The organism is Bacillus sp. 007/AIA-02/001, from assembly GCF_004634455.1.
GTDB classification, from domain to species: domain Bacteria; phylum Bacillota; class Bacilli; order Bacillales; family Bacillaceae_G; genus Bacillus_A; species Bacillus_A cereus.
In genome coordinates, this window is sequence record NZ_SEIY01000018.1 from 1 (window position 1) to 19,745 (window position 19,745).

The following is a 19,745-nucleotide window of genomic DNA, read 5'->3' on the forward strand; positions in this document are numbered from 1 at the left end:
TTGCATGTATTAGGCACGCCGCCAGCGTTCATCCTGAGCCAGGATCAAACTCTCCAATAAAGTTAGTTTGTCTAGCATCTAAAATAAAAATTGACGTTTCACGTTGTTTGTTTCGTTCAGTTTTCAAAGAACTAAAAGCGGGTGAAGAGAATCGAACTCTCGACCAGAGCTTGGAAGGCTCTTGTTTTACCACTAAACTACACCCGCGTGGTCGGGAAGACAGGATTTGAACCTGCGACCCCCTGGTCCCAAACCAGGTGCTCTACCAAGCTGAGCCACTTCCCGTAATTGGCGCGCCCGAGAGGAGTCGAACCCCTAACCTCTTGATCCGTAGTCAAACGCTCTATCCAATTGAGCTACGGGCGCTTATTCATGATGTTTTTTCGTCGTTGTAATTTGGCGACTCAATTATCTTATCATACTACATTTTCAAATGCAAGTACTTTTTTAAGATTTTTTTGATGCGGCCGAGAGGACTTGAACCTCCACGGGGTTTCCCCCACTAGGCCCTCAACCTAGCGCGTCTGCCGTTCCGCCACGACCGCGCGGAAAAAACAAAAGTGAGCCATGAAGGACTCGAACCTTCGACCCTCTGATTAAAAGTCAGATGCTCTACCAACTGAGCTAATGGCTCGTAAATGGCTGGGCTAGCTGGATTCGAACCAGCGCATGACGGAGTCAAAGTCCGTTGCCTTACCGCTTGGCTATAGCCCATCGAAATAATTATCTTCTTTTCAAAGACAAATGTTATTGTACCATAATGTCCAATAAAAAACAACTGCTATATAGCAGAAGTTAAAATGGCGGTCCCGACCGGGGTCGAACCGGCGATCTCCTGCGTGACAGGCAGGCATGTTAACCACTACACCACGGGACCATTTGGTTGCGGGGACAGGATTTGAACCTGCGACCTTCGGGTTATGAGCCCGACGAGCTACCGTGCTGCTCCACCCCGCGACAATACTATTCATATAAAATTATATGGTGGAGGATGACGGGATCGAACCGCCGACCCCCTGCTTGTAAGGCAGGTGCTCTCCCAGCTGAGCTAATCCTCCAAAAGTGGTGACCCGTACGGGATTCGAACCCGTGTTACCGCCGTGAAAGGGCGGTGTCTTAACCACTTGACCAACGGGCCAATATGTATGGCAGAGAAGAAGGGATTCGAACCCTCGCACCGCGTTAGCGATCTACTCCCTTAGCAGGGGAGCCCCTTGAGCCACTTGGGTACTTCTCTGTATGGCTCCGCAGGTAGGACTCGAACCTACGACCGATCGGTTAACAGCCGATAGCTCTACCACTGAGCTACTGCGGAATAATGAAGACAATTTGTATCTTATAAAATTTCTCTCTGTAAGTCAAGAAGTTTTTAACAACATCTTGTTCAAACGTGACATGTTTATAATATACTGGATTGCGTTTTTACTGTCAAGATGTTTTCGATATCGGTTTGAGTTTCCCTTTACACTTTCCACAGACATATCTTTTTGTATTTATTTGACGCCTTCTTACATATTGAAGTGAACACTCCATACATTCATACTTATAAATCTTTTTTTCCTTCTCTTCATTAATCATTTGTTTACAAAAACGTGGTGCATCAACTTTCTTTAACAACTCACGAAAATCCCTGTCCCTGTGCTTATACCCTCTTCCTGCAATATGTAAGTGATAATGACAAAGCTCATGTTTAATAATCCCGACTAACTCTTCTTCACCATACACTTCGTAATATCGATAATTCAGTTCGATATTATGACTCTTCAATAAATAACGCCCACCAGTTGTACGTAATCTATTATTAAACACTGCTTTATGTAAGAACGGTACCTCAAAGTATTGTAGTGACACTTCTTCCACTAGTCGCTGAATTTCTTGCTCATCCACTCTCATTCCTCCTAAACAAAAAAATATTTTTACACTTTTCTCCCTTCTTATACATATATTAAATAGTACATATACCCATCCTCATGTAAGAAGCGTGGTTTCTAAAAACAAAACATGAATAGAAATCCACTCACCAACCTCTCATCAATAGCATTTTAGATTTTTGAGAGCAGGATTAAACAAGGAGGGATTCCTATGCCTACGTGGCTAAAAAAACAAATGCAACGTGCATATTTCGAAAAAAACCGGTATCAAATTAAATTATTAAATGAATGCTGGTTTTATTATAGCAAAATACATCAAAGCTCATAATCCATTACACTTTTTATTCCATAAAAAAAGAGCAGTTTCATCTGCTCTCTTCTCTTACTATTCAATCGGCAACATAGATAGTGCAACGCGTCCTTTTTTTGTATCAATATCATCTACCCATACTTTTACAATTTGCCCTACTGATACAACATCTAACGGATGCTTTACAAACTGTTTGCTAAGTTTAGAAATATGTACTAAACCATCTTGCTTTACGCCAACATCAACAAAAGCACCAAAATCAACAACGTTACGAACTGTTCCTTCTAATTCCATACCACGTTTTAAATCTTCTAATTTCAAAATCCCTTTTTTCAGAAGTGGTTTAGGCAACTCATCCCTCATATCTCTTTCTGGACTAATAAGTGCATCTATAATATCAACTAACGTCGGCTCCCCAACTCCTGTTTCTTGAGATAACTTAGAAATCTCTACTTCTTCCAATCTCTTTTGTAATTGCGGTTGTCCTACGTCATCTATCGATAACCCTAGACTCTTCAATAACAATTCAACATTCTTATATTGCTCTGGATGAATACCTGTTCGATCTAATGGATTCGCTCCTTCTAGTATACGTAAGAAACCTATACATTGTTCATACGTCTTTGCACCTAAACGCGGGATTTTCTTTAATTCCGTGCGCTTCGTGAATTTCCCATCTTCTTCTCTCTTTGCCACAATATTTTTCGCAACAGTTTTCGATAAACCTGAAACATATTGTAACAATGCAACCGAAGCCGTATTTACATTAACCCCAACTTGGTTAACAGCTGTTTCTACTACAAATGTTAATGACTCATTCAGTCTCTTTTGAGATACATCATGTTGGTATTGTCCAACCCCAACTGATTTAGGATCAATTTTCACAAGTTCAGCAAGTGGATCTTGCAGACGTCTTCCAATAGAAACGGCACTTCTCTCTTCAACTTGTAAATTTGGGAATTCCTCACGAGCTAAATCAGAAGCTGAATATACACTAGCACCCGCTTCATTTACAATAATATAAAAGACATCTCGGTTCACACTTTGTAATACATCTACTATAAACTCTTCTGTTTCTCTAGATGCTGTCCCATTACCAATTGCAATCATTTCAACTTGATATTTATCTATAATAGAAAGAACTTTCGTTTTTGCATCATCATATTTACGAACAGGTGGATGCGGATAAATAACATCGATATGTAGTACTTTCCCCGTATCATCTACTACAGACAATTTACAACCAGTTCTATATGCCGGATCTACCGCTAGCACGACTTTCCCTTTCATCGGAGGTTGTAATAATAAGTTACGTAAGTTCTCAGAGAAAATATGTATCGCTTGTTCTTCAGCTGTTTCTGTTAATTCTTTACGAATTTCTCTTTCGATTGAAGATTGAATTAATCGTTTATAACCATCTTCAATCGCTAATTGTACATAATGTGCACTTTTCGAATCGTTATCACGAATTACTTTCTTATTTAAAAAAGTTACTATCTCATCTACTGGCGGAACAACAGCAACTCTCAATATATCTTCTTTCTCGCCACGATTCATTGCTAATACACGATGTGGCACTACTTTTTGCAATGGTTCTTCATAACTGTAATACATTTCATATATATTCTTTTCATCTTTTTCTTCATCTTTCACGGACGAAGACATAACACCTTTTCTAAAAGTAACATTTCGAATCCAACTACGATACGCAGCTTCATCTGAAACCATTTCTGCAATAATGTCTTGTGCACCTTGTAAAGCTTCTTCTGCAGATTGCACTTCTTTCTCTACATTAATAAATTCCACTGCCTTTTTAGCCGGATCTTCTTTCTTATATAACAATAACCATTCAGCTAATGGTTCTAATCCTTTTTCTTTAGCAATTGTCGCTTTCGTTCTTCTTTTCTCTTTATATGGACGATATAGATCTTCTACTTCTTGCAACTTTGTAGCTTTAACAATTTGCTGTCGTAGCTCTTCTGTCAGTTTCCCCTTCTCATCAATAAGACGAAGAACTTCTTCCTTCCTATCTTCAAGTTGCATCATATATTGCCATCTCTCTAAAATCGTACGAATTTGCACCTCATCTAAAGAGCCTGTCCATTCTTTTCGGTAACGAGCAATAAATGGAACTGTGTTACCTTCTTCTGTTAATTGAATAACATGACGAACTTGCTTTTCGGTAAAGCCTAATTCTTTCACTAACATTTTCATTAACGCTTGTCGATTATCTACCATTTCCATATACAACCGTAACCTCCTCTATAATAAAAAAAGTTGCCCTTCAAAGAGAGCAACTTAAACTGCCGATTTAAAAATCTATTAGTCCTAAACTAATTTGTAACGCTTCATCTACACGACTCATCATCACTTCATCCAAATGAGTGATTTTGTCCGTTAAGCGTTGCTTATCGATTGTTCGAATCTGCTCAAGTAAAATAACAGAATCTCTCTCAAAACCATACTTTTTCGCATCAATTTCCACATGAGTGGGTAATTTCGCTTTTTGAATCTGTGCAGTAATAGCCGCTACAATCACCGTTGGACTAAAACGATTTCCGATGTCATTTTGAATGACAAGAACCGGACGAACGCCTCCTTGCTCAGAACCAACAACTGGGGAAAGGTCTGCAAAATACACGTCGCCGCGTTTTACAATCAAAATATTACCCCCCGCTAACTAAGCGTTCTACTGTATGAGCTGCTTCATACTCTGCTAAGAAAGCTTCAGATGCAATACCAAGATTAATTTTTCCCATTTCAATGTACCCACGTCGCATTGATTCATGTTGGTAGCGTTTCTTCGTCTTATGTTGACGCAATAACAATTGTGTTGCCTGGCAAATTAGTTCATGGCGATTCTTATTCTCTTGTTTTCCAATTCCGTCCAATTCCGTTACCATTTGCTTTGGCAACCGAACCACGATTTCAGTAGTTACACTTGATTCGGACACAAAAATACACCTCCACCGTCAACTACACACCCAAATATATATATGACACCTATTGTAATAATACCATTGTATGGAGCCTGTTGCAAAGACTTCCTTATTCCTTGCTTATGTTTTCCAATTCACAAACAAAACATTCATCTTCTTAAATTTTTTATCTCATAACTAACTAAAAACAATAGAACTCCTCTTCAAAACTTACGTGCAACTTATATAAAAAATGATTATAAGTAAAAAGCTTCTCATCAAAAAGAGCTTATTATCCAGCAATGAACAGTCACTCCAATGACAAGAAGCAATCATACTACCTTCTATATATTGTTCAAGTAATTAATTATCTCTACAACCTTACCATTCCGTATAAATATTCTTGGCACACGGAAACTGATCGTTGCAATAATTTCATAATTAATAGTCCCTGAGTATTCCGCAACCTCTGTAGCGCTAATATACTCATCTCCTTGCCTTCCAATAAGCGTAACTTTCGTACCAAGTGGCACTTCACAAGGAAGATGAATCATGAACTGATCCATTGTTACTCGCCCTACAATCGGTACCCTTTTACCATTTATAAGCACTTCAAATCCTTGTAACCTTCTAAGCCACCCATCTGCATAGCCAATCGCTACAGTCGCAATCCATTCTTCAGTTTTCGTTCGATAGGTGACGTTATAACTAATTCCATCACCTTTAATTACCTGTTTAATATGAGCAACTTTCGTATGAAGTGATAGCGCCGGTTCTAATTCAAATGGTAAAAAAGGACGTATTTCTACAGAAGGAGATAATCCATACATTGCAATCCCAATTCGCACTGCATTAAATGTAATCCCTTGAAAACGTAACGTCGCAGCACTATTAGCTGTATGAACAAACTTAGGATCCACTCCGAATTCTTTCAACCAACTTAACTGCTCCAAGAACGTGTTATATTGCTTATCAAAATACGAAGTCTCAACCTCATCTGCCGTTGCAAAATGCGTGTATACTCCTTCTAACTCTAAAAACGGTGCACCCTCTAAACTCTTTAAAAATTCTTTTAGCTCTTTTCTTTCACGTATTCCAATTCTCCCCATACCACTATCAAAGTTAATATGGAATTTCATTACAGATGAACCATCCCAAAGTTTAATTGCTTCTTCCACCCATTCTTTTTGAAAAACAGTTAGCGCTACATCATTTTCAGCAGCTACATTTACATCACGCGGCGGCGAGGGACCTAACACTAAAATCGGTTCAGTAATACCAGCCCTCCGAAGCACTAAAGCTTCATCTAAAAAAGCAACAGCTAACCTTGTTGCACCTGCTTCTAATGCCGTTTTAGCCACCGGTACATAATCGTGCCCATATGCGTTTGCTTTAACTACAGCAAAAATCTCTACATTACTTGGGATGAACTCTTTAATATGTGTAACGTTGTTATAAATGGCATCTAAATCCACTTCCACCCAAGTGTCACGGTAAAATGGTGCTTCTTCCATAAATACACTTCCTTATACACGATATGCGAAGCTTATTCTTTTATATGCTTCTTTTATGAAATCCACCTTCAAACTAAGAAAAGACGTGGTGCACATATATCACCACGTCTAAGAAGTTTACTTCACCTGCTTCGCTGTAACTGAACGAGCAACCATTAACAGCTCCTTCGGCTCTAAACCTTTAGACACGAGCATATATTCTACTCCGTTATGCGACCACGTTACAGAGTCTTTCGTCAATGCACCAATCGTAAACCCAAGATCAACTGGTTCTCCACTTACACTTACCGCTGATGATGCCTCTGCAACTTTTGCCTTTTCTTGTATTAAAGTAAAGGATTTCTTATTTCCAGTGTATGTGAGTATCGCACGCTTGCCACTGTCTGTCTTCAACTCTTTTTCATCTTTCAGAGTCATACCTTGTGGTGTATCAAGTGGATACAAAATAGCAAACGGTTTGTCTTCTTTCGCTGTTGTTTGAACATCTACCTGTGCTCTAGACATATTTTGTTTCGTATCAAATGCACCTTTATCAAATTTCGCATCGAATTTCACTTTAGAGAAATCTACTTTCACAAGAACATTTTGATCATTATCCATTAACTTCACTGAAACTGGAGTCAAGTCGCTCTTATTCAATGTAATCTCTTGTCTCGGCAACATATTTTGATGTTGATAGTTTGTTTTTGTTTTAAAAATATAATACTTATCTGTTTTCTCAAAAGTAAGGTTTTTCTTGTCCTGCAAAATATCTCTTACAAGTGATTCATATAAATAAGCCTGGCTACTATTTTGCGGCCAATCACTTTGAAAACGGAAGCTCTTATTAAGTGCTGGCGTTAATACAAATACACCTTCTTCATTTCTCAAAATAATTTGGCTCTGATCTTTTTTTGCATTCTTTAAATTCACACGATAAAAAGACGGTTCCTTATGCCAAATCTCTACGTTATACTCTTGAGGCTCATTGCCTGTTTTAATAGATAATTTTGCCTCAGCTTGATAACTTTTCATCCCTTTTACTTTTGATTCTAAATCTCTCACGACATCATCTTGCTTCTTTTCCACACAACCCGCCAACACAAAAACGGTCAACAAACCGACAAGAACTAAAAACAGACGCCTTTTCATCAATTCAGCCCCTTTGCCCCTATAAATGAATGGAAGATGTACCTTCCTTATCGCTACCTCAAATATATGAGACAAAGATATAAAATATGCAGACTAGCGTGACGAGCTTTCTAAAACAACTTGAGCAACAGCAAATTCCTTACTATGACTAATTGATAAATGAACAATATACTCTGTACTTGTAATCAGAATTGGCTTACCTCTTTCATCATTTTTCACTTCAATATCTAAAAAACTCACTTCTTTTCCGATACCAGTACCTACAGCTTTTGAATACGCCTCTTTCGCTGCAAACCTTCCAGCTACAAACTCTGTAAGACGACTTCCTTTCAGCTCCATAGCAACATTACGTTCATTTTCCGTTAAAATACGTTCCATAAATTTAAGCTTTCCATCTAGCATTTTTTCAATACGATTTAATTCAATAATATCGATACCAATCCCTATAATCATTTCGAAATCCCCTTCTTCTATTTAACTTTCTTCTTTCATATTGATAAGAATAACAGAGAATCTTTCTGATGCAAAAGGGGTGAAAGTAACCGTATGCTAATAAGATCCACTCATATTTCTTTACAACCGACTATTCTTACCTTACTTCTTATTCATTTAGTCATGATGATATTAGGCGACTTTTTTCTCTTACCACTGGCAGCCTCTAATGAATATATCGCTAAAGGAGAATGGTGGCGTGTCATAACTTCTCTTCTCGTACACGTAGACTTACAACATTTTCTTTCTAATAGTATTTTTTTGTTTGCTCTTGGTTCTTCTATCGAAAAGCAACTCGGACACTTTTCTTTTTTTATTCTATTTTTTCTCTCTGGAATTTCTGGAAATATTTCTTCTTATATTATTATGCCGCTTGAATATATTCACGCAGGTGCATCAGGTGGTATTTTCGGACTATTAGGTGCACAGTTATTTTTATTGTACAATCGATACCGCTCTTCAAAACCAAAAGAAATTGCCATTTTCTCAATTATGATTCTTCTATTACTACTATTTACTTTCTTTAACCCTTCTGCCAATCCGATCAGTCATTTAACAGGTTTAATAACCGGTGGCATTTTAACCCCTTTTTTAACCCAAAAAAACGATGGTGCAAAGCTTATTTAATATAAAAGCTTGCACCATCGATAATTTCTACATCTACTTGTTCACTTAAATCTCTCATTAATTGAAATAAAGACTCATCCTTCATCTTCGCCTCAATCATACAATCAATTTGCGGAACACTTCCCTTTATCCTTCTTAAAAAAGATAAAAATGTCTCTACATTAATATAATCTGCATGAGCTCTTGGATCTTTTCCCTCTCTAGGGCTAGAGATATGCATTTTAACTGGCAACAAAGACGTTTCCCACGTATGAACGACACGTGCCCAATCTTCATACCAATCTTCTTGCTCATTATTCATCATATGGTGATGCAAGTCAAATACGACGGGAATATCTAATTTTTCTCCTAAATATAATGTTTCCTCTAACGTAAAGGTTGTATCATCATTTTCTAATATAATCATTTCTTGAATACCCCTTGGGACATTCGACCAATTCTCTATAAAGCGCTCTAATGCAAGTTCTTTATCTTTATATCCTCCTCCAACATGCAGTACACATCGTTGCTTATGTTCAATCCCCATGCCTTTTAATAATTTTTTGTGCATCTGCAATGTTTTTACAGATTGTTTAAAAACACTCTCCTCAGGTGAATTTAGTACAACAAAATGATCTGGATGGAAATCAATTCTCATATTCATATGAACTGCATATTCACCTAGTTTTTTTAAATTTTCTTTTAAAGGACGAATATAGTTCCACTCTAGCAATTCCTCATGATTCGCTAAAGGAATGAGCTTTGAACTGAGCCGAAAGAAAGATATGTCATGCCCTTTATTATGCTTTAATAAACGTAAACAATTTTCTAAATTGGAATTGGCAATTCTTTCAAGTTTACGAATTGCAGCAGCACGATCATCTAATTTCTGAAACTGTGCATACGTCATCGTTTGAGATGGAGATGCATTCTTCAAATGTACACTCATCGCAACGTAACCAAGCCTTACAAGCATATAACAGCCCCTTTTCTATCATAACTATTATGTAGTATGCACAATTATAGAAATAAAAAAAGAGAATGCCCGCAAAGGGCATTCTCTTTTTTTATTAAGCTTGTGGACGGCTATGATGTTTTCTTTCGCCGCGTCCATTTGAAGAACCAGGGCGACCTTGGCCTTCACCTCTACGACCACGACTACCACCATCACGATTACGATCGCGGTTACCATCACGATTGCGATCACGGTTTCCGTCACGATTACGTCCATCACGGTTACGGTCACGATTACGTCCATCGCCACCGCCGCGTGCATCACGACTACGATTACGGTTACCATCACGGTATCCGCCTCCGTTACCGCCGCGTTTTTTAGAACCGCCGCCTCTTGAAACAACAGGTGGTTCTGATGTTAAAGCGATCGGAGTTGTATCCGGCTCTTTAGTCATCATTTTTAAAGCAGCAGCTACTACTGTTACAGAGTCATTTTCTTCTAACATTTCTTCTGCAATACGCTTGTAGTATGCTAAGTTTTCATTTTCAATTGTGCTTTGAAGCTTTTCAGCGATTAAACGTTGTTGACCTTCTAATGCCTCGTCAAGTGTCGGTGCATCCATACGGTCCATTTTACGTTTTGTTGTACGCTCGATATTTTTTAATTGTCCTGATTCACGTGGTGTTACAAATAGCATTGCAATACCTTTTTTACCTGCACGACCAGTACGACCGATACGGTGAACGTATGATTCTGGATCTTGTGGAATATCGAAGTTATATACGTGCGTTACGCCTGAAATATCAAGACCACGTGCAGCAACGTCTGTTGCAACAAGAACTTCAATAGAACCTTCTTTAAATTTACGTAATACAGACATACGTTTCGCCTGAGTTAAATCACCATGAATACCTTCTGCAGCATAACCACGTAAGTTTAATGCTTCTGATAATTCATCAACACGGCGCTTTGTACGACCGAATACGATTGCAAGCTCTGGAGATTGAATATCTAATAAGCGTGTTAACACGTCAAACTTTTTCTTTTCTTGCACTTCTAAATAGAACTGCTGAATGTTTGGCATTGTTACTTCTTTTGCTTTTACTTTAATGTGTTGAGGCTCAGTCATGAAACGCTCAGCAATACGGCGGATTGGATCCGGCATTGTCGCTGAGAATAGTAATGTTTGATGTGTTTCTGGCACATCTGTTAAAATTGCTTCAATGTCTTCAATGAAGCCCATGTTTAACATTTCATCCGCTTCGTCAAGAACAACTGTCTCTACGTTTTGCAGGCGAAGTGTTTTACGGTTAATATGATCTAAAATACGACCCGGCGTACCAACAATAATGTGTGGGTGTTTTTTTAGAGCACGAATTTGGCGGTTAATATCTTGACCACCATAAATTGGTAAAATACGAACACGTTTATGCTTACCAATTTTGTATAATTCTTCTCCAACTTGAATTGCTAATTCACGCGTTGGCGCGATAACAATACCTTGAACCGATTCTTTATGTGTATCCACTTTATCTAATAGTGGTAATCCGAATGCTGCTGTTTTCCCTGTACCTGTTTGCGCTTGCCCAATAATATCTTTACCTTGCAATGCATGTGGAATTGTTTCAGCTTGAATTGGTGTAGCCTCTTCAAAGCCCATACTTTCAACAGATTGCAGTAAAGAATCACTTAATCCTAATTCTCGAAATGTTGTCAATGTTACTTCTCCTTTTCTATCCTATACTTATCATTTAAAAAAAGGCGTTTTCCGAATTTGCGGAAAAGCCCTTTTCCTGAATGCTCACGTATATAAACGGGCGTATATTCTTCACGAAAATACTTCTAAACGTTATTACACTTTATCAATTATAAGTTTTGTATGTGTAAAAAGCAAACCCAACTGTTACCTTATTTTCATATTCAGAGTTTTTTTCTTCACTTTTATTTTTTTATATTTACTGTAAGCGCTTATTATAAGTTTCTTCTATTTTCGTAACTATCATCCCTATTTATATACACCAATTATTTCAACATCGTAATTACTTCTTCTAATTTCATACCGCGAGATGCTTTTATTAATACAACATCTTTCACATCGACTACTGCTTGTAAATCTTTTACTAACTCTTCTTTATTATCATACGCCTTTACACGTTCATTAGGGAAATTAATTTTCGCTCCTTCAGCAATTTGAGCCCCTAATCTACCGTATGTGAATACATGCGAGATTTTTGCTGGATCGATTAATTTTCCTACCTCATAATGGAACTGTACTTCTTGATCTCCAAGTTCTAACATATCACCGAGCACAACGATTTTTTTAGCAAAACCATCTAAACCATTCATTAAATGGAATGCTGCTTCCATAGCCGTCGGACTTGCATTATAAGCATCGTTGATAATTGTTAAACCACTATTTGTTTTCACAATTTCCATACGCATGCCCGTCATTTGAAGTGTTACTAAACCTTCTTTCATCTCTTCCCACGTTACACCAAAATGTTTCGCAATTGCCATTGAAGCAAGTGTATTATACACATTATGTTTTCCTAACACAGGTAAGTAGAATGAAATATTTTCATCTCTATTCATTTTGAAATGTGTCCCAGTTGCTTGTAATGTTACAGTCGTTGGATAATAATCGTTTGCTCTTGCATCACCAAACGTAACCGTTTCTGCTGCTAAATTCATTTCAGGAACACGATTCGTTAATAAAGGCTCATCTCCGTTATATACGAACACGCCACCTTCTTGTAACCCTGTAACAATTTCTAATTTCGCTTCAGCAATTGCCTCACGGGACCCTAAATCCATTAAATGTGCCTCACCAATATTCGTAATGATAGCTGCATTAGGACGAGCTAACTTAGATAAGAATTCAATTTCGCCTCGGCTTGACATACCCATCTCTAATACTGCTACTTCTGTATTTTCTTCTAAGTTTAAAATGGTAAGAGGTAATCCAATATGGTTATTGAAGTTCCCTTCTGTTTTTTGCACTTTGAATTTAGTCGCAAGAAGACTTGTTACAATATCTTTCGTAGATGTTTTACCATTACTACCCGTTACACCTACAACTTTAACATCCAATTGATCGCGATAGTTTTTCGCTAACATTTGCAATGCGGATAGCGTGTCTTCCACAAAAATAACCGGAAGATTCTCAGGTGGATTCGCTACATCTTTCATCCATAATGTAGCCACAGCTCCATTTTCAACAGCTTTATCTACAAAAGCATGTCCATCGAAGCGCTCCCCTTGAATCGGAACATACAAGTTTCCTTTTTCAATTTTTCTTGTATCAATAGACACGCCTTGAATAGTAATTCCCTCATATTGCTCTGCTAATCCAGTACCATTTACCATCTGTTCCACTTGCTTTAACATTCGCTTTATCATATAGAAACGCTCCTTACATAGAGGAAGCACTATTCCTACGAATAGTGCTTCCTCCTTTTTTGTTAGATTGTATATTTAATTTTTTGTTTTTCTTCGTGACGTTCAATCGCTAAACGAATTAGCTCTTCGATTAATTCTGGATACGGTAACCCAGTATGTTGCCATAATAGAGGGAACATACTGAACGGTGTAAATCCTGGCATTGTGTTTACTTCGTTAATATACACTTCTCCATCTTTCGTTAAGAAGAAATCAGCTCGCGTTAAACCTGCACCGTCTAATGATTGGAATGCAATAATTGCATCACGCTTAATTACATTAGATTCTTCTTCTGTCATTTCAGCTGGAATAATTAGCGCCGTATCACCATCGATATATTTCGACTTATAATCATAGAAGTCCTTTTTCGGAACGATTTCACCTACAACTGAACATTTCGGCTCATCATTACCTAGTACCCCAACTTCTACTTCACGACCTACAATATTTTCTTCTACAATAATTTTGCGATCAAATTGGAATGCCTCTACAAATGCATCCTCAAGTTCTTCACGATTTTTACACTTATTAATACCAACACTTGAACCAAGGTTCGCTGGTTTTACGAAGCAAGGATATCCTAACTTATCTTCTACTGTAGAATAAGCTTCCTCACGATTTTTTTCCCATGCACTACGAATGAAGGATGCATATTTTGCTTGTTTTAAACCAGCCTCTGCAAAGATGTTTTTCATAACAACTTTATCCATACCAGCAGATGATGCTAGAACACCATTTCCTACATAAGGGATATTCATTAATTCTAATAGTCCTTGAACCGTTCCATCTTCACCGTTTGGTCCATGTAGTAATGGAAAAATAACGTCAATAGCATTCTCCTCAGAAGCTGCAGATGGGATAATTTCTGTACTTAATGATAACGGAGAAATCGCATTTTCTGCACCGCTCATTTTTAAAGCTTCAACATCTGTTACTTCGCCTTCAATACGCTCACCGCGTACCCATTGACCTTGTTCTGTAATATAAATTGGATGAATCTCGAATTTATCTTGATTTAACGCTTTAATAGCAGCAAGAGCCGTCTGTAGCGAAACTTGATGCTCAGCTGATTTTCCACCATATAATAAACCTAATTTAATTTTCGTCAATGAAATCACCCTAACCAATTGTTTTCATTTTTCTATTTTAGCACTTTTTATAAAAATAGGTAGTTCCTATTTGAAATAAAATGTAACTTCCATAAATAATTAAATAACATCACTTATTGGTTTTTCATTTCATTTTCTATATAGCTACACAAAATAAAATGGCAATCTAATCTAGTTATGTACCTAAAATATGTAGAAATCCCCTTTTTTGTGTATGTCACCTATTCACTAAGAAGATTGTTTGGTTAGTGTGTCTTTTTGCCTTTGCTCAACAAGGCGATCTAAAGAAACATATACAATACCTGCAACTACACATCCTACAGCTAAAATTGTAAATAGAAGGTGACCAAGTAACCGATCTAATAAAAAACCTCCCAAAAGTGGGCCAAATGCGCTTCCTGTAATCCACTGCAAACTTGCAGCTCCCATATAAGTCCCTCTCAAATGCTCAGGGGCCAAATTTGCTACAAATGTCATCTGTACAGGCGACATAATCATTTCACCTAACGTATATATAGCATAAACGAACAGTAGTGTTATTAAAATAATTGTAGCATTTGTATTAAATTCTCCAAACCACTTCGGTAACCACCCTATAAAAAATAATCCAATCCCGAATAAACATGCACCATATAACATCGTCTTCCCAACTGGTTTATCCGTAGCCCATTTTGAAATTTGAAACTGGAATAAAACAACTAATAGTCCGTTTAACGCCATTAAATATGGATATGGATTATTCGTTCCAAAAATACGCTTCATTTCATTATCAAAATGTAGTGGCAGCATGCCTTCCGTTTGAGAAAACCCCATCGAAATGATAATACCTGCTAATAAGTAAATTATTAATGCCTTATCTCGCATTACAATTTTCCAAACTGCCCCAGATTCCTTTTCTTTATGTTCTTCCTTATCTATACTCTTTGGCATCGTCTCTTGAATAAGAAGTAATACAAGTAACGCATAAAATAGCATTGTAGAAGAGGCAATAATAAACACAAGGTTCTTTGACAACACAACTACTGATGCTCCCATTATCGGACCAATCGCAGCACCTATATTGTGTCCCATTCGTAATAAACCATATGCCTCTGTTCTTTTTTCTGGTGCCGTTACATCCGCGACCATAGCTGATGCAGCTGGATGAAATAAAGAATTACTCAACCCTAAAAAAATAGATAAAATTGCATATGGAATAAATCCTTCTATAAATAGAAAACCGAGCATTAATAATGCATTATTTGCCATAGAAAATATCATAATAGGCTTTCTTCCATATATGTCAGCAATTCTCCCTCCTATAAGTGATCCAAAGCTTGCAGCAATTGGAGAAAGCGCCATAATAACCCCAACTCCCAACAACGAATCTACCTTATCTTTTAAATATAATGCAAAAAAAGGCATTAACATCATCATTGCAATTCCATTTAACGTCTCTCCAATAAATCGAATCCATACGTTACGGTCCATCTCCCTTAACTCACGCCACGTATTTTTCATCATTCCACCCCTTTAGTTAGCCAACAATTATCTTATAACAAGTTCAGAAAAATGTAAATTTTCAAATAAAAAAATCCATTCTAACAGAATTAGAATGGATTTTTTCGCTTATAAATTTGCAACATCTTCTTCTTTTTTACTATTATTTAAAGCACTATGTTTTCGGCTATATAAGAAGTAAACCGCTATACCAATAACCATCCATATCCCAAAACTAATCCACGCTGTCCCTGATAACTGAAGCATTAAGTATAAACAGAAAATCACTGTTAATGCTGGTAAAAATGGTACAAGCGGAGCCTTAAATGCCCTTGGTAAGTCTGGATGAGTTCTTCTCATTACGATTACTGCAACAGCTACAAGTGCAAATGCTGACAATGTCCCCATATTTACAAGATGTGCTAAAACATTTAAATCTATTAATCCTGAAATCAGTGCCGCAATAATCCCCGTTGTCCATGTATTTAAAAATGGCGTTTTAAATTTCGGATGAACTTTAGCAAGACGCTTCGGCAGTAAACCATCTCGGCTCATCGCATAAGAAACACGAACTTGCCCATACATCATAACTAGCATTACTGTTGTAATTCCTGTAATTGCTCCTACTGAAATTACCCCCGCTAAACCATCTTGTCCAATAAATTGAAGTGCAAAAGCAACTGGATCTGATATATTTAGCTGGCCGTATGGAACAATCCCTGTCAAAATAAGCGAAACAACGATATAAAGAACTGTACAAATTAATAACGATGCAATAATACCAATTGGTAAATCACGTTGCGGACGTTTCACTTCTTCTGCCGCTGTTGAAACTGCATCAAATCCTATAAATGCGAAGAATACTGTAGCCGCTCCAGCCATTACACCATCTAAACCAAATGGCATAAAGGGCGTCCAGTTTTCAGGTTTCACATAATTAAAACCAGCAAAGATAAAAATAAGAACAACTGCTATTTTAATAAATACCATAATGTTATTTACTCGTGCACTTTCACGAACACCCCTAGATAAAAGAACTGTCATCACTAAAATAATTAGAACTGCAGGTAGATCAATTATTCCACCCTTTCCTGTACCAGGAGCCGAGGAGAGAATAGTCGGAATGTGAATTCCAAACCCCTTTAATAAAGATTGAAAATATGCAGACCAACCGTTTGCTACAGCAGATGTAGCAAGTAAATATTCAAGCATTAAGTCCCAGCCAATTAAAAATGCGAACACTTCCCCCATCGTCGCGTATGTATACGTATACACACTGCCCGAGACAGGAACTGAAGAAGCAAATTCAGCATAACAAAATGCAGCAAAGGCACAAGCTAACGCGGCAATCGCAAATGATAATATAATAGCTGGCCCAGAATGTTTCGCTGCCACAACACCCGTTAGAACAAAAATACCAGTTCCAACAATTGCTCCGATTCCAAGCATAGTTAAATCTAGCGCACCCAATGTTCTTGCTAACGTTTTTTGCTTACTTTCATGCATTAACTTTGCAATTGGCTTCTTTTGAAAAATTTGCTTCATCTTTCACTCCTCCAAGTTTTAAATTTTCTGAAAATTTTTAATTCGCTTTTTTATTTTACTCATTACGCTTTTCCTAGTCAATACTTTTGTCGAAACAAGTAGAAATTCTTCTGAATATGCACGATCCTTATTATTCTTTCTATATATCTTTCCATTATTTTTTTGGTATTATTATACATGTCGATTCCGTGAAAAAGGCATGCCCCCTTATTGAGAGCATGCCTTTTTTACTTATTTCACAGTATATGAACCTTGTTCAATCCAACTATACATATACTTTTCATCTTCTGTTTCATGTGCTTGTTTTACAATACGAAGCGGACGGAATGTGTCTATCATAACAGCTAATTCAAGCGTCTCTTTCTTCCCTATACTTGCCTCTGTTTTCCCCGGATGCGGTCCATGGGGAATCCCGCTCGGATGAAGTGTAATAGAACCTTCTTCCACACCTTTGCGACTCATAAAGTTTCCTTCTACATAGTAAAGAACTTCATCACTATTAACATTACTATGATAATATGGTGCTGGAATTGACTCTGGATGATAATCGTATAAACGTGGTACGAAAGAGCAAATAACAAAATTATGCCCTTCAAATGTTTGATGTACTGGCGGTGGCTGATGAATGCGCCCTGTAATTGGTTCAAAATCCTCTACATTAAATACCCACGGATATAAATAGCCATCCCATCCAACAACATCTAACGGGTGGTGTCCTAAAACATGTTTATGCATATAGCCTCTTGATTTTGTCATTACGACAAACTCGCCTTTTTCATCATATGTCTCTAATTTTTCTGGACCACGAAGATCTCTTTCACAAAACGGACTATGCTCTAACAATTGTCCGTATTCATTTCGATAACGACGCGGCGTTGTAATTTGGCTATTTGCCTCTACAACAAGAAACTTAGTCTCTCCTTCATCTGGAATAACACGATAAATCGTTCCAATTGGAATCGTTACATAGTCGCCTTTTCTATAGTGAATCGTTCCAAACATCGTTTCAATTTTCCCTGTTCCATAATGAACAAATAACATTTCATCGCCATCACCATTACGATAGAAATAATCCATTTTTTCTGTTGGACTCACTACTCCAATTAACAAATCTTCATTTCCAAGTATGAAATTACGTCCACTTATTGCATCACCACTTTTTTTACTTTCTTTCGTTCGAAAGTGGCGATGAGAAAGAGCAACATCCTCTTCATACTGCAACTGACAAGAATGCGATAATGCAGAATGACCTACTTCTGTTGGCATATAATGATGATACAAAATAGACTGCGTACCAGAAAAACCTTTTGTTCCCATTACCTGTTCACGATAAAGCGACCCATCTTTTTTACGAAATTGTACATGTCGTTTATGAGGTAGTTCTCCCATGTGACGATAAAACATGCCCATCACCCGCTTCCTTTTCTTTTTTGATCGTATTACGTAGTGTACCTAAACCAGTAATCGACAGTTCTACAACATCTCCATCTTGTAGCCACTCTTCTGTACCCAGTTCTAAAATACATCCTGTTCCTACTGTCCCAGAACCAATCACATCTCCTGGATATAACGTAACGTCCTCTGAAGCACGTTCAATCATTTCAGCAAATGTATAGTAAATATCTTGGAAGTTTCCTTTTGATAATAGTTTTCCATTTACATGAGCAGTCATTTCTAAATTATATCGATCACCATTACGATAAACGTCTAATTCCTCTTTCGTAACGAGATGTGCTCCTAAAGAAGTTGCAAAGTCTTTTCCTTTCGCTGGACCGAGACCTACTTTCATTTCTGTTGCTTGTAAGTCTCTCGCACTCCAGTCGTTCATAATACAATAACCAAAAATATATTCCTCTGCTTGCTCACGAGAAATATTTCGCCCTTCTTTTCCTATTACGCAAGCAATCTCCAACTCATAATCAAGCTTTTTAGACTTTTTCGGACCAATTACAAAATCACCGGAACCAATTACAGCACGATGATTAGTAAAATAAAAAACCGGAATATCATACCATTCAGGCACAACATCTAATCCTCTTCGTCCACGAGCTGTTTTTACATGTTGTTCAAATGCGTAAAAATCTCGAATACTACTCGGATTAGGAAGAGCAGCTGTCAATTGTACTTCTTCTAAAGCATATATACCCTTATTTGGATTCTTAATATTCCGCACTACTTCTACATACTCATCCGCTTTCTCTAAAAAATCTATCATAGAAGAAGGGATTTTCCCTTCACTAGCAAGATTCATATCTATTACTTTGTCACCTTCAAGCCATCCAGCCCGTAGTTCTTTTGAAGGGAGACGAAATGTAACAAATTTCATCCTGATTCCTCCTTATAAAAATGAAATTTCCACCAGCAAAGGGACTTTTGC

General features: G+C 37.4%; 17 protein-coding genes, 12 tRNA genes and 1 rRNA gene. 2 read left to right on the forward strand and 28 right to left on the reverse strand.

Annotated features, from left to right (window positions below; genetic code table 11):
* The 14 genes from ES895_RS24155 to ES895_RS24220 all read right to left on the reverse strand — a co-directional run.
* Positions 1-60, reverse strand: a 16S ribosomal RNA gene (locus tag ES895_RS24155); the annotation flags it as partial.
* Between the two features lie 76 nt (positions 61-136).
* A tRNA-Gly gene (locus ES895_RS24160) sits at positions 137-207 on the reverse strand.
* 1 nt (position 208) lies between these two features.
* Positions 209-285, reverse strand: a tRNA-Pro gene (locus ES895_RS24165).
* 4 nt (positions 286-289) lie between these two features.
* Positions 290-366, reverse strand: a tRNA-Arg gene (locus tag ES895_RS24170).
* Positions 367-462: 96 nt separating this feature from the next.
* A tRNA-Leu gene (locus ES895_RS24175) sits at positions 463-545 on the reverse strand.
* A gap of 16 nt (positions 546-561) precedes the next feature.
* A tRNA-Lys gene (locus tag ES895_RS24180) sits at positions 562-634 on the reverse strand.
* A 5-nt stretch (positions 635-639) separates the two neighbouring features.
* Positions 640-714, reverse strand: a tRNA-Gln gene (locus ES895_RS24185).
* A gap of 87 nt (positions 715-801) precedes the next feature.
* Positions 802-877, reverse strand: a tRNA-Asp gene (locus ES895_RS24190).
* 3 nt (positions 878-880) lie between these two features.
* Positions 881-957, reverse strand: a tRNA-Met gene (locus tag ES895_RS24195).
* A 25-nt stretch (positions 958-982) separates the two neighbouring features.
* Positions 983-1,058, reverse strand: a tRNA-Val gene (locus ES895_RS24200).
* A 5-nt stretch (positions 1,059-1,063) separates the two neighbouring features.
* Positions 1,064-1,138, reverse strand: a tRNA-Glu gene (locus ES895_RS24205).
* Positions 1,139-1,146: 8 nt separating this feature from the next.
* A tRNA-Ser gene (locus ES895_RS24210) sits at positions 1,147-1,237 on the reverse strand.
* A 3-nt stretch (positions 1,238-1,240) separates the two neighbouring features.
* Positions 1,241-1,315: transfer RNA gene (locus ES895_RS24215), tRNA-Asn, on the reverse strand.
* A gap of 113 nt (positions 1,316-1,428) precedes the next feature.
* Positions 1,429-1,887, reverse strand: a complete 459-nt coding sequence (locus tag ES895_RS24220) for a SprT family protein (RefSeq protein WP_000344241.1) — start codon at positions 1,885-1,887, stop codon at positions 1,429-1,431.
* A 195-nt stretch (positions 1,888-2,082) separates the two neighbouring features.
* Between ES895_RS24220 and cmpA the strand changes: the two genes are divergently transcribed.
* The gene (cmpA, locus tag ES895_RS24225) at positions 2,083-2,199 is read left to right on the forward strand and encodes a cortex morphogenetic protein CmpA (RefSeq protein WP_001143642.1); all 117 of its coding nucleotides are present in this window, start codon (positions 2,083-2,085) and stop codon (positions 2,197-2,199) included.
* Positions 2,200-2,256: 57 nt separating this feature from the next.
* On the opposite strand, the gene ES895_RS24230 is transcribed toward cmpA, so the two are convergent.
* The 6 genes from ES895_RS24230 to acpS form a co-directional block, all read right to left on the reverse strand.
* A complete protein-coding gene (locus ES895_RS24230) occupies positions 2,257-4,425 on the reverse strand; it encodes a Tex family protein (protein ID WP_000426236.1) in 2,169 nt (722 codons plus the stop codon).
* Positions 4,426-4,492: 67 nt separating this feature from the next.
* A complete protein-coding gene (gene ndoA / locus ES895_RS24235) occupies positions 4,493-4,843 on the reverse strand; it encodes a type II toxin-antitoxin system endoribonuclease NdoA (protein ID WP_000635965.1) in 351 nt (116 codons plus the stop codon).
* 4 nt (positions 4,844-4,847) lie between these two features.
* Entirely contained in the window at positions 4,848-5,135 is a 288-nt protein-coding gene (locus tag ES895_RS24240; protein WP_000004570.1) for an antitoxin EndoAI, read from the reverse strand.
* A gap of 308 nt (positions 5,136-5,443) precedes the next feature.
* Positions 5,444-6,613 (reverse strand): alanine racemase, encoded by a 1,170-nt coding sequence (gene alr, locus ES895_RS24245; protein ID WP_000390617.1) that lies wholly within the window; start codon positions 6,611-6,613, stop codon positions 5,444-5,446.
* Between the two features lie 117 nt (positions 6,614-6,730).
* Positions 6,731-7,681 (reverse strand): LolA family protein, encoded by a 951-nt coding sequence (locus ES895_RS24250; protein WP_002060618.1) that lies wholly within the window; start codon positions 7,679-7,681, stop codon positions 6,731-6,733.
* 156 nt (positions 7,682-7,837) lie between these two features.
* Positions 7,838-8,197: a holo-ACP synthase gene (acpS, locus tag ES895_RS24255; protein ID WP_000583417.1), complete on the reverse strand. Its 360-nt coding sequence runs from the start codon at positions 8,195-8,197 to the stop codon at positions 7,838-7,840.
* Between the two features lie 93 nt (positions 8,198-8,290).
* Here acpS and ES895_RS24260 point away from each other — a divergent pair, with 93 nt between their 5' ends.
* Positions 8,291-8,863: a rhomboid family intramembrane serine protease gene (locus tag ES895_RS24260; protein ID WP_000908524.1), complete on the forward strand. Its 573-nt coding sequence runs from the start codon at positions 8,291-8,293 to the stop codon at positions 8,861-8,863.
* On the opposite strand, the gene uvsE is transcribed toward ES895_RS24260, so the two are convergent.
* From uvsE to ES895_RS24300, 8 genes are all read right to left on the reverse strand, one after another.
* A complete protein-coding gene (uvsE, locus tag ES895_RS24265) occupies positions 8,856-9,818 on the reverse strand; it encodes a UV DNA damage repair endonuclease UvsE (RefSeq protein WP_098570640.1) in 963 nt (320 codons plus the stop codon). The genes ES895_RS24260 and uvsE overlap by 8 nt on opposite strands.
* Before the next feature lie 94 nt (positions 9,819-9,912).
* Complete coding sequence (gene cshA, locus ES895_RS24270; protein WP_000206585.1) at positions 9,913-11,514, reverse strand: degradosome RNA helicase CshA; 1,602 nt, start codon at positions 11,512-11,514, stop codon at positions 9,913-9,915.
* 305 nt (positions 11,515-11,819) lie between these two features.
* Complete coding sequence (gene murF, locus ES895_RS24275) at positions 11,820-13,196, reverse strand: UDP-N-acetylmuramoyl-tripeptide--D-alanyl-D-alanine ligase (protein WP_000595961.1); 1,377 nt, start codon at positions 13,194-13,196, stop codon at positions 11,820-11,822.
* A 62-nt stretch (positions 13,197-13,258) separates the two neighbouring features.
* On the reverse strand, positions 13,259-14,344 hold the full coding sequence (locus tag ES895_RS24280; protein ID WP_135238708.1) for a D-alanine--D-alanine ligase: 1,086 nt from the start codon (positions 14,342-14,344) through the stop codon (positions 13,259-13,261).
* 228 nt (positions 14,345-14,572) lie between these two features.
* Entirely contained in the window at positions 14,573-15,844 is a 1,272-nt protein-coding gene (locus tag ES895_RS24285; RefSeq protein WP_135238709.1) for an MDR family MFS transporter, read from the reverse strand.
* A gap of 108 nt (positions 15,845-15,952) precedes the next feature.
* Positions 15,953-17,368: a branched-chain amino acid transporter BcaP gene (bcaP, locus tag ES895_RS24290; RefSeq protein WP_000809349.1), complete on the reverse strand. Its 1,416-nt coding sequence runs from the start codon at positions 17,366-17,368 to the stop codon at positions 15,953-15,955.
* Positions 17,369-17,599: 231 nt separating this feature from the next.
* Positions 17,600-18,772, reverse strand: coding sequence for a homogentisate 1,2-dioxygenase (locus tag ES895_RS24295; protein ID WP_013141710.1), 1,173 nt, complete (start codon positions 18,770-18,772; stop codon positions 17,600-17,602).
* On the reverse strand, positions 18,738-19,694 hold the full coding sequence (locus ES895_RS24300; RefSeq protein WP_000674006.1) for a fumarylacetoacetate hydrolase family protein: 957 nt from the start codon (positions 19,692-19,694) through the stop codon (positions 18,738-18,740). Before ES895_RS24300 ends, ES895_RS24295 begins: the two co-directional genes overlap by 35 nt.
* Between the last annotated feature and the right edge of the window lie 51 nt (positions 19,695-19,745).